General features: G+C 48.9%; 13 protein-coding genes and 1 tRNA gene. 3 read left to right on the top strand and 11 right to left on the bottom strand.

The annotated features are described in order from the left end of the window. The 6 genes from AC1WIP_RS05520 to AC1WIP_RS05495 all read right to left on the bottom strand — a co-directional run. Nucleotides 1-433, bottom strand: a 433-nt coding sequence (locus tag AC1WIP_RS05520) for a hypothetical protein (RefSeq protein WP_481140882.1), incomplete at its 3' end; no start/stop codon positions are given. Between the two features lie 125 nt (nucleotides 434-558). Next, a complete protein-coding gene (locus AC1WIP_RS05515; protein ID WP_481140881.1) occupies nucleotides 559-1,605 on the bottom strand; it encodes an aldose epimerase family protein in 1,047 nt (348 codons plus the stop codon). Nucleotides 1,606-1,659: 54 nt separating this feature from the next. Further along, on the bottom strand, nucleotides 1,660-2,256 hold the full coding sequence (recR, locus tag AC1WIP_RS05510) for a recombination mediator RecR (RefSeq protein WP_481140880.1): 597 nt from the start codon (nucleotides 2,254-2,256) through the stop codon (nucleotides 1,660-1,662). Further along, nucleotides 2,256-2,603 (bottom strand): YbaB/EbfC family nucleoid-associated protein, encoded by a 348-nt coding sequence (locus AC1WIP_RS05505; protein WP_481140879.1) that lies wholly within the window; start codon nucleotides 2,601-2,603, stop codon nucleotides 2,256-2,258. The genes recR and AC1WIP_RS05505 overlap by 1 nt, the downstream gene beginning before the upstream one ends. 87 nt (nucleotides 2,604-2,690) lie before the next feature. Continuing rightward, nucleotides 2,691-4,283 (bottom strand): DNA polymerase III subunit gamma/tau, encoded by a 1,593-nt coding sequence (gene dnaX, locus AC1WIP_RS05500; protein ID WP_481140878.1) that lies wholly within the window; start codon nucleotides 4,281-4,283, stop codon nucleotides 2,691-2,693. A gap of 23 nt (nucleotides 4,284-4,306) precedes the next feature. After that, nucleotides 4,307-5,380: a 6-phosphofructokinase gene (locus AC1WIP_RS05495; protein WP_481140877.1), complete on the bottom strand. Its 1,074-nt coding sequence runs from the start codon at nucleotides 5,378-5,380 to the stop codon at nucleotides 4,307-4,309. 218 nt (nucleotides 5,381-5,598) lie between these two features. Between AC1WIP_RS05495 and srtB the strand changes: the two genes are divergently transcribed. The 3 genes from srtB (at nucleotide 5,599) to AC1WIP_RS05480 (ending at nucleotide 7,945) form a co-directional block, all read left to right on the top strand. Continuing rightward, nucleotides 5,599-6,492: a class B sortase gene (gene srtB, locus AC1WIP_RS05490; RefSeq protein WP_481140875.1), complete on the top strand. Its 894-nt coding sequence runs from the start codon at nucleotides 5,599-5,601 to the stop codon at nucleotides 6,490-6,492. A 45-nt stretch (nucleotides 6,493-6,537) separates the two neighbouring features. Beyond that, nucleotides 6,538-7,701 (top strand): hypothetical protein, encoded by a 1,164-nt coding sequence (locus tag AC1WIP_RS05485; protein WP_481140874.1) that lies wholly within the window; start codon nucleotides 6,538-6,540, stop codon nucleotides 7,699-7,701. Nucleotides 7,702-7,859: 158 nt separating this feature from the next. After that, a tRNA-Ser gene (locus tag AC1WIP_RS05480) sits at nucleotides 7,860-7,945 on the top strand. 209 nt (nucleotides 7,946-8,154) lie between these two features. Here AC1WIP_RS05480 and AC1WIP_RS05475 read toward each other — a convergent pair. From AC1WIP_RS05475 to AC1WIP_RS05455, 5 genes are all read right to left on the bottom strand, one after another. After that, nucleotides 8,155-9,060, bottom strand: a complete 906-nt coding sequence (locus AC1WIP_RS05475) for an ATP-binding protein (protein WP_481140873.1) — start codon at nucleotides 9,058-9,060, stop codon at nucleotides 8,155-8,157. Continuing rightward, complete coding sequence (locus AC1WIP_RS05470; RefSeq protein ID WP_481140872.1) at nucleotides 9,041-9,370, bottom strand: ATP-binding protein; 330 nt, start codon at nucleotides 9,368-9,370, stop codon at nucleotides 9,041-9,043. Before AC1WIP_RS05470 ends, AC1WIP_RS05475 begins: the two co-directional genes overlap by 20 nt. Before the next feature lie 144 nt (nucleotides 9,371-9,514). After that, the gene (locus AC1WIP_RS05465) at nucleotides 9,515-10,468 is read right to left on the bottom strand and encodes a type II toxin-antitoxin system HipA family toxin (protein WP_481140871.1); all 954 of its coding nucleotides are present in this window, start codon (nucleotides 10,466-10,468) and stop codon (nucleotides 9,515-9,517) included. Continuing rightward, the gene (locus AC1WIP_RS05460) at nucleotides 10,465-10,794 is read right to left on the bottom strand and encodes a HipA N-terminal domain-containing protein (protein WP_481140870.1); all 330 of its coding nucleotides are present in this window, start codon (nucleotides 10,792-10,794) and stop codon (nucleotides 10,465-10,467) included. Before AC1WIP_RS05460 ends, AC1WIP_RS05465 begins: the two co-directional genes overlap by 4 nt. Next, nucleotides 10,794-10,997, bottom strand: coding sequence for a type II toxin-antitoxin system Y4mF family antitoxin (locus AC1WIP_RS05455; RefSeq protein ID WP_318705538.1), 204 nt, complete (start codon nucleotides 10,995-10,997; stop codon nucleotides 10,794-10,796). Before AC1WIP_RS05455 ends, AC1WIP_RS05460 begins: the two co-directional genes overlap by 1 nt. Between the last annotated feature and the right edge of the window lie 316 nt (nucleotides 10,998-11,313).

Genomic DNA, 11,313 nt, shown 5'->3' with positions numbered 1-11,313 from the left:
CCTGTCTGGTGTCCAGCATATAAGCCAGCATACTGTCATTCTTCTCATAAAACTGTGCATACCCTGACACATACCTGCACACGCCCTGTTCACAGATGTGGAAGCCCTCGATCATCTCTCCATTCAGGAGGCGGTAGCCCATAAACTGATAATCCGCAAAATATTTTTTCCGCAGACGTTCAATTTCCTGCTGCTGTGCCTGGGACAAATGTCTGCTCTCCCGCTGCAGAAAGTCCAGCTTGCATGCACCGTACAAAAAAAGATAGGAAACCTCATTTTCCTCTTTCCTCACACCATACAGGGCAACAGCCATATCCTTGTTTTGGGCCAAAAGATTCATCTGCTTCATATAAGAAATGACATAATCTTCCACATAAATTTTGCAGCTTCGGTCCGATTCTCCAATCTGTGTAATATTTTTTGGCAATTCCATAAAAACACCTCCCATACCGTTTCTATCAATATAGCATCGGCATGCGAGGTATTTTAGCATTCTTTGTCGTACCGGCCAAAAAAGCGTTCGACATTCTTTGCGGGCTCTTTCTGCAAGACGGCACACTATTCAAAGCGGTACACTGTCACCGAATCATAATCCCGCCCGTTCTCTCCGCCAAAAATACAGGAAGGAAACTGGGGATGATGAACAGAATCCGGAAAATACTGGGTCTCAAGACACAGTCCACTGCGTTTCCCATAGGAAGCGCCCTCTTTTCCCATCTGAGGGTCTATAAAATTACCCGCATAAAACTGTACGCCGGGAAGGGTTGTGTATGTTTTCATAACCCTTCCGCTCTTGGGTCCCTTCACCACGGCAAAGAGCCGAAGGGTACCATCCCAGCCGTCAAGAACCCAGTTGTGGTCAAAGCCGCCTGTCAGCTTCAGCTGTTCAAAATCCGCATTGATATCCTGCCCCACTGTCTTTTCCTCCGTGAAATCCATCGGGGTCCCCGCCACAGCCGCAATTTCTCCCGTGGGAATGCTTCCCTGAACCACCGGCGTATAGCGGGAGGCATTCAGCCACAGCGTATGTGCTTCTATGCTGCCGCTGTCATGTCCGTCCAGATTAAAATAAGTATGATTCGTCAGATTGAGAATCGTTCTCTTGTCACTGCTGCCATGATAATGCAGCGTCAATGCGTTATTCTCATCCAGAGAATAGGTTACCTGCACCTTTTTTCTGCCCGGAAAGCCCATATTTCCGTCAGCATCCTCCAGGGAAAAGGTTACGCTGCTTTGAGAAACCTGGGCCGACCAAAGTTTTTTATGATATCCCTTTTCCTTGTGGCTGTGCAGATTATTCGGCCCGTCATTTACATCCAGAGCATAGTCCGCTCCATCCAGCGAGAAAGCGGCGCCTCCAATGCGGTTAGCGCTTGGTCCGATCACAGCGCCAAAAAAACTGGGATTTCCAAAATAGTCCTCCGCCCTGTCAAAGCCAAGAACCACATCCGCCCCGTTTCCCTGGCCATCTGGCACGATCAGCCGCACCAGAATAGCTCCTAAATTTGTCACACATGCCTGCATTCCCTTACTGTTTTTTAAGGTATACAGCATGATTTCTTCCCCGTTTAACCCCTTCCCAAATACACTTTTTTCCACTGCCATACACTAATGCTCCTTCCCTAAGATTTCCAGCGCAGCCAGCTGCTTCCGGAAGCATCACAGCTCTACCCGGCCCTCCAGCGCCCGAAGCAGCGTCACTTCGTCAATATATTCCAGATCACCGCCCACAGGCACCCCGCTGGCAATTCTTGTAACCTTAATTCCTGTAGGCTTAATCAGCTTTGCAAGATACATGGCGGTAGTCTCTCCCTCAAGGCTTGAGTTGGTGGCAATAATCACTTCCTCCACATCATCCTGGAGGCGTGCCATCAGTTCCTTCAGCCTGATATCACCCGGTCCGATTCCCAGCATGGGCGATATGGCCCCGTGGAGCACATGATAAACCCCGTCATATCTTCCCGTTTTCTCATAGGCCGCCAGGTCTCTGGTATTTTCCACCACCATAATCAGCTTGTGGTTTCGGTTTTCATTGGCGCAGACCGGGCACAGCTCCCGGTCTGTCAAGGTAAAGCATTCCTTACAGTAGCGGACGTTCTCCCTGGCCTCAACCATAACCTCCGCCAGATGTTTCACCTTTTCCTGTGGCATGTTGATCAAATGAAAAGCCAGCCGCTGGGCTGATTTGCTGCCGATGCCGGGAAGCGCCGCAAGCTCATCAATCAATTTATTGATATGTCCGCTGTAAAGGTCCATCAGAACGGAAATCCTCCTCCAAGTCCTCCGGTCATCTTATTCATCAGCTCCGCATTTGCCTCATCCGCCTTGCGCAGCGCTTCATTTGCAGCCGCCACAATCAAATCCTGCAGCATCTCCACATCCTCCGGATCCACCACCTCTTCGGACAGCTTCACGCTAAGAATCTCCTTCTTGCCGTTTACCGTCACTTCAACGGCTCCGCCGCCGGAAGCAGCAGTAAACGCCTTGGTTTCCAGCTCCTTTTGTCCTTCTTCCATCTGACGCTGCATTCTCTGGGCCTGCTTCATCAGATTGGTCATATTTCCGGGCATACCGCCCCCGGGAAAGCCTCCCCGTTTCGCCATAATCTGTTCCTCCGTTTATCTTTTAACATTCTTTTTCTTTTCAACTATACACTAAGACCCTTTCCTGCGCAAGAAAAAAACGGGAAATCAGTCCTCTTCCTCAATTTCCATATGAATCAGCTGGGACAGATCGGGATAATTGTCCTCAAACTCTTTTCGCCCGCCTACAGTCTGTATGGCAACCTCCACCTCCTTGCCGCAGAAGTCTGCCAGTAAAAGCTCCAGCTGCTCTTTATTCTGTGGATGCCCGGTAAAATAATCCGACGCCGGCCCATCCTCCAGCACCACCAAAAGCCGGTTGTCACCGCCCAGGCTTAAGCGGGCTGATTTCAGATACATCTTCATGGGATTGTCCGCACTTCCCGCAATGGAAGGCCATTTTGCCACAATCTGGCGGATATCTTCAGGAATCGCTTTCGGAGGTTTTGGTTTTTCCCGTACCGGGGCTTCCTTTCCCTGTCCCAGTCCTCCCTTTGACCCTTGGCCGGAAAAGACGATGCTTCCTCTCTCCTCAAAGGCAGCGATTCCCTGTTCCACCTTATCCTCCACCTGGCGTATCCGGTCTAAAACCGCATCCTGGCTTGTCTCCATTTCAGGCTTGCACAGCTTGATCAGGGCAATCTCCACCAAAATACGCTTTTGAGAGGCATAGCGGATTTGTCCCGCCAGCTCCGAAAAAATACGGATATATCGTATGATCGTTTCCGCATCCGCTCTCTGGGCCTCTTCCTTTAGCCGGCTTAAATTTTCCGAGGACATATCTATCACATCCTCAAGCTGATCTGAAGAGCTTACCAAAAGAAGGTTGCGCAGATACCAGGTAAAATCCGTGACAAACTGCACCAGCTCTCTTCCCTGCATCACAATTTCCTCCAGCAGCCCGATGCAGCCTAACACATCCCGGTCCAGCACATGGCGAAACAGTCTGCTAAACACCTCCGTGTCCACCGCTCCCAGTACATCCAGCACATTGTCGTAGGTGAGCTCCTTTCCCAGGTGAAAGGCAATGCACTGATCCAGAAGGCTCAAAGCGTCCCGCATGGAGCCGTCCGCCGCCTTGGCAATATAGCGCAGCGCCTTTTCCTCCACCACTGTTTTCTCCACATCCACCAGCTCCCTCATCCGGGCCGTAATGGTGTCTATGGAAATGCGCTTGAAATCATATCTCTGGCACCTTGACAAAATGGTGATGGGAAGCTTATGCACCTCTGTTGTTGCCAGTATGAAAATAACATAGGAAGGAGGCTCCTCCAAGGTTTTTAACAGGGCGTTAAAGGCTCCTATGGAGAGCATATGCACCTCGTCGATAATATAAACCTTATATTTCCCCTCCGCCGGGGAATAAGAAACCTCCTCCACAATCTCTCTGATATTATCCACACCGTTGTTGGAGGCCGCGTCTATCTCGATGACATTCATACTGGCTCCAGCGGCGATCGCCCTGCAGCTGCGGCACTCTCCGCAAGGCCCGTCCTCACTTGGATGCTCACAGTTTACCGTTTTAGCAAAAATCTTGGCAACGGTAGTCTTTCCCGTCCCCCTGGTCCCCGTGAACAGATAGGCATGGCCGATCCTGCCGGCCCTAAGCTGATTGCGCAGTGTGGTCACGATGTGATCCTGGCCCTTGACGTCCGCAAAGGTATCCGGACGAAACTTGCGGTATAGCGCTGTATATGACATGGTGTTACCAACCTCACTTTATTTTAGTCCCCAAAGGAAATGCCAAGAAGCTTTGCCTCCTGTACAATGGAAGCGTCGGGAGAAATAGTCTTAAGCTTTCCGGCAACCTCCTCCAAGGGCACCCGCACGATCTCCCGGTTTTTATAGCCCACCATAAAGCCGTACTGATCATCCAAAATCAGCTTGCCTGCCTCAGAGCCAAGCCTGCTGGCAAACACACGGTCATAGGGGCAGGGGCTTCCTCCCCGCTGCATATGTCCCGGAACGGTAACCCGTACCTCCCTTCCGGTCTTTTCCTGAATGGCTGCCGCCACCTCGTAGGACACGGAGGGATAGGGGTATTTCTTCATTTTTTCCTTGTACTCTTTTTTGGAAAGCTTTGTGTCCGCCTTGGACATTGCGCCCTCCGCCACCGCAATGATGGTAAAGCGGCTGCCGTTGGCATCCCTTTCTTCTATTTTATCTATCACCTTATCAATGTCATAGGGAATTTCTGGAATCAGAATGATATCCGCGCCGCCGGCCATGCCCGCGTTCAGCGTAAGCCAGCCCACCTTGTGCCCCATTACCTCCACAATGAAAACACGTCCATGGGAGGCGGCAGTAGTGTGGATGCAGTCAATGGCGTCCGTTGCAATGTCCACGGCGCTCTGGAAGCCAAAGGTCATATCCGTGCCCCAGAGATCATTGTCAATGGTCTTTGGCAGGGTAACCACATTCAGACCTTCCTCCCTGAGGAGATTGGCTGTCTTATGGGTGCCGTTCCCTCCCAAAATCACAAGACAGTTTAACTGCAGCTTATAATAATTCTGCTTCATGGCCTCCACCTTGTCCAGCCCGTTTTCATCCGGCTCCCGGATGGTTTTAAAGGGTGTGCGGGAGGTTCCCAGGATTGTGCCGCCCTTAGTCAGAATGCCTGAAAAATCCTTGCCGGTGAGCATGCGGAAGTTACCGTAAATCAAACCCTTATAGCCGTCCAAAAATCCGTAGATTTCCACATCCTCCTTGCTGTTTACAAGGGTTTTCACAACGCCTCTCATGGCTGCATTTAACGCCTGACAGTCTCCGCCGCTGGTTAACATACCGATTCTTTTCATGTCTTTCCTCCATCCTGCCGCCTGGGCGGCCTTCTATTTCTTTTTATTATAGCCCATATTAAAAATCCGTACAACTTTTTTCGCAGAAGAAAATCCCGGAATGTATTTTGCATGGTTTTTGCAGAAAACTGCGGTATTATAAACATATTTATATAGAATAATTTTTTATTTTGCTGTATAATAAAATATAAAATATTTTATCGGGCCAGGAGTAATTTATGGATCAGACGCCGCAGGAAAATGAAAAAAATAAGCGAATATGGAAGCTGCTGCTGATCCTCTGTGTAATGGGAGCCGCAGTCTGTCTCTGCATATTTGGATACCATTATTACGTAAAGAAACAGGCGGAGCAAAGGTTCCAGGCGCTTGCAGAGCAAACCCTTTCCACCCAGGAAACCGCACAGGAAGAAACCTCCGGGTACAAAGAGGAAGCTGATACAGTCCCTGCCTCCTCCCAGGAAGCAGATCCCGAAGAAGCCTTACAGCTCCTGGCTGATCAGCTTGGCATAGAGCTTCCCGAAAGAAATCTTGATCTGGATGCTCTCAGAAGAGAGGTCAATCCTGATATCTATGCCTGGATTACCATTCCCGGTACGGAAATTGATTATCCCATTTTGCAGCATCCGGAGGATAATACCTATTATCTGAATTATAATCTTGACGGCACAAGGGGATACCCCGGCTGCATTTATACCGAAAATTACAACAGCAAAAATTTTGACGACCGAAATACCGTCCTATACGGACATAATATGAAGGATGGCTCCATGTTTGCAGGACTGCACCAATTTGCAGATACACAGTATTTTGAGAAGCATCCTTATATTTTTATCTACACAGACGACTCTACCCTGATTTACAGGGTTTTTGCCGCTTATGAATTCAGCAACGTGCATCTGCTGCTTGGGTATGACACGGCGTCAGAGGATGGCTTTTCAGAATATCTCGAAGAAATCAAGGCTGCCTGCGCCCAGGGGGGCAGCATGGCGGAAGATATCCAGGTGACAGAAAAGGACAGGCTGTTGACCTTATCCACCTGCGTGGGAGGCAGGTCCGAAAGACGCTATCTGGTACAGGGCGTACTGCTCAATGACCGCGGTATCCTGCCGTAAGGCTTGATATAACCACATGATTATGAGGAAAGGAGGAGAAATCCAATGAAAAAATCTGCTAAAATAATCAGCTTTGCCCTGGCCATGGCGCTTGTATTTGGCATGACCTTAAATGTGTCTCAAAGCCCCGTAGCCAAAGCGGCAGAAACCGTTTCCGGAGGGGACGTCTCCGGAGGCGATGTGACGACCCCCGAGGGTCCTTCTGAAGCGGAAGAAATGTATAATGTCCTTGCGGAGATCGGCGCAGATGCAGCGGACGGAACCATACTTAACATTACCGCCCTGCCGCTTTCCGATGAAGTCTACGCCGCAGGAAAAAATGCAGCAATGAACGCGCCGATTACTGATTTGAAGTATGAGTCCGTTGCGTGTGCTGCCAGCGTGACTGTTTCCGATGCGACGCAACAACAGCTTTCCCAGGGAGTCTTTGTCACCTTCTTTTTGCCCTCTGCCAAAGGAAGTGACAGCTATGCCATGTTTTATCAAAATGCCAATGGCGGCTGGGAGCAGCTGGCTGCAGCTGTCCCCGCGGAGGGATATGTATCCGCTGTATTTACTTATCTTCCCGCCAATCTCCCGGTTCTGGTGGTGAAAATGACCTCTGCCACCACACAGGAAGCGGAAGCATCCCAGATGTACAACGCGGTAGAGAGCATCACTGCTGTCGCAGCAGACGGCACCCCGTTAACCGTAACCTCTTCGGAGCTTTCCATTGAGAAATACACGGAAGCGAAAAATACAGTGAGCAATGCCTTCGCCAACGAACAGTCAAGAACCATTCTGGCCGCAATGGATGTGGAGGTAGCGGGAGTGACCCCGGAACAGCTTGCCCAGGGAATCCAGGTCACGCTCCAGATTCCGTCCGTAAAAGCGGGCAACCGCTATGTGGTGCTTCACCTGCCTGACGGCAAGGATCCCACTGTTCCGGAAAATTGGGAGCATCTCACAGCAACAGTGACACAGGACGGTTATATGACCGTAACCTTCACTTCCTTCTCTCCCATTGTTGTAGTAGAGCTTTCAGACACAGACTCCGGTGAAACCGGCAGCAGCAGTGATACAGGAAACAGCGGTGCAGAGGCCGCCGCAGCCTCCACCGTCACAACAGCCCTTTCCCCTAAAACAGGCGAAGCGCTTCCCATCGCCGGAATCATGGCTGTGATCTTCTTAGCGGGCGCACTCTTCTGTGCAAGAAAATTAAAAAGATAGGAAATAATCCCTCAGCATGTGGTTTGTCCCATACCCCTCCTAAAGGAAGGGGTATGGGACGTAAAATAAAAGGATTCCCTGATTGTTAATTCAGTCAAAACAGGTCTTGCCAAAAAACGCATTTTCCATTAGAATAAGGTGTGTTGAGAAATCAGCGGGGAGCCGTATCGAAGCGGTCATAACGGGGCGCACTCGAAATGCGTTAGCCCTCCGGGGCACGAGGGTTCGAATCCCTCCGGCTCCGCTATCAAAAATCCAGTAACCATGTGGGTTGCCGGATTTTTCTTTTTTTGCGCCCGATCTAAAAATTACCCGATTTTCGGCTGAGGGCGTCGCAAAATTATCAAATTAGATGATAGAGCGACTCCCTCTTTTTAGCTTGTTCTCATATGAATATTTGATTTGTAATCTTAGAGATGACTTTTGAAGGTTTTCACTTAACACCTGATCGCTTTATTGCATTCTGCTCATAATACCCTTATAACTCACCAGCGTCACATTGCCCATCTCATTTGCCCGGTCGATGCAACCCTTGGTAAAGCCGGTTTTGGCAAAGAGATAGTAGTGAATATTTTGATAGGAAAACAGCTCACTGCGCTTGATGAGGGTTTCCAAAACGCCGAGATCAACCTTCTCATTCGTCCACTTGCACTCCCCGAAAAGGGCAGTGTTTTTATCCTCTTCGGCGAGAATATCAATTTCAGTCTGACGTTTTTCTTTGGGATCGTTGCCCCACCAACGCCCGAGGGAGGAAAACTCCACCTGACATTCTCCGTTCAGCAACAGCTTCCAGAGATACTGCTTGCAGATTTCCTCAAACACCTTGCCCATATAGTCGGACAGATACGGCTCGATGCGCTTGTATGCCAAGTCGCCAGCACCACGGGCGATAATCGAATTGTTTTCCGGTACAAAACGATACCAAAAGCGGAACATATTGTCCGCAATAGAGTAAATCGCCTTCCGGGATGCTTTTTCACCGTATGGCGTTTCTTTTTCGATAATACCAAGGGAAATCAGGTTTTTTATATAGGCGGAGCAAATATTTGTGTTTTCCCCTGCCTTACCGGATATCTCCGACATACGGGAAGCGCCGGCAGCAATCGCCGTGATGATCGCATTATAGAGCGCCGGTTCCCGCACCTCCTGCTTGAGCAGGTTTCCCGGCTCTTCAAACAGGGCGGAGTTGGGGTTCAGGAATGTATTTTTAATATTGTCTTCAGTGCTCAGCTTATCGCTTATTTGAAGCAGATACTGCGGTATTTCGCCTACAATTCCATACACATAGGCTTTTTCTTCTGCTGTGAAATTTTTGAAATAATGGCAGGTCTCTTCAAAGTCAAAGGGAAGAATTTTCATCTGTGCCGTCCGTCTGCCATAAAGCGGCGCTTTGTAGGCGAGGACATGATCTTCCATATAGGACATCGACGAGCCGCAGAGGATCAGCATTAGTTTGGAAGAGTCCTTGTACCGATTGATCAAAAGCTGAATAGTGGAAGCGAGGCTTTTCGATGCCCATAAAATAAATGGCGTTTTTGGCATCAATAAACTGGCTGATCAGCGCCGTTTTGCCGACACGGCGACGGCCATATATTACTACAAATTCAAACCTGTCCGATGCGTACAGCTTATTCAGCGTTGCAAGTTCACGCTCTCTGCCGATAAACATGGATTACATCCTCCCATTGCCGCAACACGCATTACTTATAGTATAACTAATATTGCTTTTTCCATAACGCAAGACCTCCTTTGCTACCGTCATTGTACCAAAGGAGAATTCGTTTTACGAATGTGCGAGTTTCAAAATTGCAGTTTAGCCCTCCAAGATACCCGCCCGTTCTTCGATCAGGCTTGCAAGGCGTTCTTTCAGGTGCTCCGGCAGCCGGGAGTTTTGGCACATGGCAAGAAGCTTCTCTTTTTTAGACACCAGCATTGCGATCATTTTTTCGGCAGAGCTTCGTGTCATGCCGCATTCCTCCGCAAAGACCAGAAAATCCTTTCTGCGGATATGTGTTTTTTTGCCGTTCATGGCAAGGGCGAATTGCTCTTTGTCCTCCGGCATGATGACATTGACCGGAAGCAGGTCGTATGCGGGAGAAAGTACATATTTCCCGCTTCCCTCTTCTGTCTCGATGAGGGAAAATTTCTTCAGATGCATATCCGAGTTGCCGACGAGGAATGAAAACACCAAGCGCAGATAGAGCTCGGTTATATCGAGCCCCTTGCGGAACGAATACCGCTCAATAATCTTTGCGCAGCGCTCATAAGAGCCCTTATACTTATCCTGCGTCAGGCGCAGATCAAGCTGGCAGAAATCCTCCATCGCAAGCATCTGCATTTTGTTTTTCATAAAGATACGATCCACTCTTTTTGTAATATATGCCGGACTGTCTTTTCCCATGATGAGCGCATGGGGCACGGTGGAGATCCCTGCGGCATCCGCCATGCACATAACGAGATGCTCAGCCTGCGGAAGCGCTTCAAATTCCGAAACCTGCGGCTTCAGGATATAGCCCGTAGGATAATTCACCAGTGTGAGCCTTGGCGTGTTTCCTTCGGCAAACAGATGCAAAGACAGCTTTTTTTGAACGCCAGGAACGGTATAACCTTTGTTGGTGCTTTCGGTTGCAAGGGCTTCAAATGTGGCCTCATCGATGGCAATTTCAGGAAGTTCGATTGTTCCAAAAAACCGCCTGATACAGCTTTTGTGCCAGCCGGAATGCGTATCTTCGGTGCGAAGCGGTTTCCCACAGCATAAACAATTCATATGCGTTCCTCCCTGATGCTGACATTGCCGATTCCGTCCTTGCAGGCCACCAGCAGCAATCCGAACCTGTCTTTGACGTCTATTTTCCAGTTCCGACTCACAACGCCGAGCAGCCATCCTTCGGGGAGCAATCCGTCAAAGAATGGGAACAGCGTTTTGGATGTATATGTTTTTTCAGAAAGCGGCAAAGTAAGGGATACGGCGCTTGCATCTTGCCGGCTTAAATACTGCTCATCATAGGAGAAGGAATACCCTTCATCCGTTTCACAAAGCATTCCGGCAAAAACGTTTCGGATATGAACATAGGCTGTTCTGAATGCGTCCATTATTTATCATCCTTTCTGCCGGGTACCGCTTCCATATCAAACATGGCAAGAGCGGCATTGACCTTATCCATTCTAACCGTTTCTTTTCCCTGCTCAAGTTCCCGGATAAAGCGAAGCCCCAGCCCACTGCGGGCGGCAAACTCCTCCTGTGTCAGTCCGGCGGCTTTCCTGTTTTCTTTGATAAACCTGGCAATTTTATTCACGGTACGATGGCCTCCCTTGCACAAATTTATGTATATTTTACACCCTAACGGGTATAAAGTCAATCTTCTATCGATAATATTATACCCGATAAGGTGCAAATATATGTATTACACGGCTTTTTGCACCCCATCGGGTATAAAATAAGCCTCCAATGTAAAGTTCTGCCGGAAGGAGGCTCATTTTAGCTTAATCATTCAAATAGCTTTCAAACGGTATTATGTAAAACAAATATTTCTTACAAATGAAAAATCCATAAAAAACACCGCTGAAATGTAAAATGATATTGCAAAGAAGAAAAGGCAGACAGACCAGATA

The sequence above is a fragment of the Acetatifactor sp. genome, from assembly GCF_982438285.1.
Note: the sequence above shows the minus strand (reverse complement) of the source record. Positions and strands in the feature narration are given on the sequence as shown.

Coding starts and splice junctions, on each gene's coding strand:
- AC1WIP_RS05515 (WP_481140881.1), bottom strand. CDS start 1,605: ATGGCAGTGGAAAAAAGTGTATTTGGGAAGGGGTTAAACGGGGAAGAA.
- recR (WP_481140880.1), bottom strand. CDS start 2,256: ATGGACCTTTACAGCGGACATATCAATAAATTGATTGATGAGCTTGCG.
- AC1WIP_RS05505 (WP_481140879.1), bottom strand. CDS start 2,603: ATGGCGAAACGGGGAGGCTTTCCCGGGGGCGGTATGCCCGGAAATATG.
- dnaX (WP_481140878.1), bottom strand. CDS start 4,283: ATGTCATATACAGCGCTATACCGCAAGTTTCGTCCGGATACCTTTGCG.
- AC1WIP_RS05495 (WP_481140877.1), bottom strand. CDS start 5,380: ATGAAAAGAATCGGTATGTTAACCAGCGGCGGAGACTGTCAGGCGTTA.
- srtB (WP_481140875.1), top strand. CDS start 5,599: ATGGATCAGACGCCGCAGGAAAATGAAAAAAATAAGCGAATATGGAAG.
- AC1WIP_RS05485 (WP_481140874.1), top strand. CDS start 6,538: ATGAAAAAATCTGCTAAAATAATCAGCTTTGCCCTGGCCATGGCGCTT.
- AC1WIP_RS05475 (WP_481140873.1), bottom strand. CDS start 9,060: ATGAAAATTCTTCCCTTTGACTTTGAAGAGACCTGCCATTATTTCAAA.
- AC1WIP_RS05470 (WP_481140872.1), bottom strand. CDS start 9,370: ATGTTTATCGGCAGAGAGCGTGAACTTGCAACGCTGAATAAGCTGTAC.
- AC1WIP_RS05465 (WP_481140871.1), bottom strand. CDS start 10,468: ATGAATTGTTTATGCTGTGGGAAACCGCTTCGCACCGAAGATACGCAT.
- AC1WIP_RS05460 (WP_481140870.1), bottom strand. CDS start 10,794: ATGGACGCATTCAGAACAGCCTATGTTCATATCCGAAACGTTTTTGCC.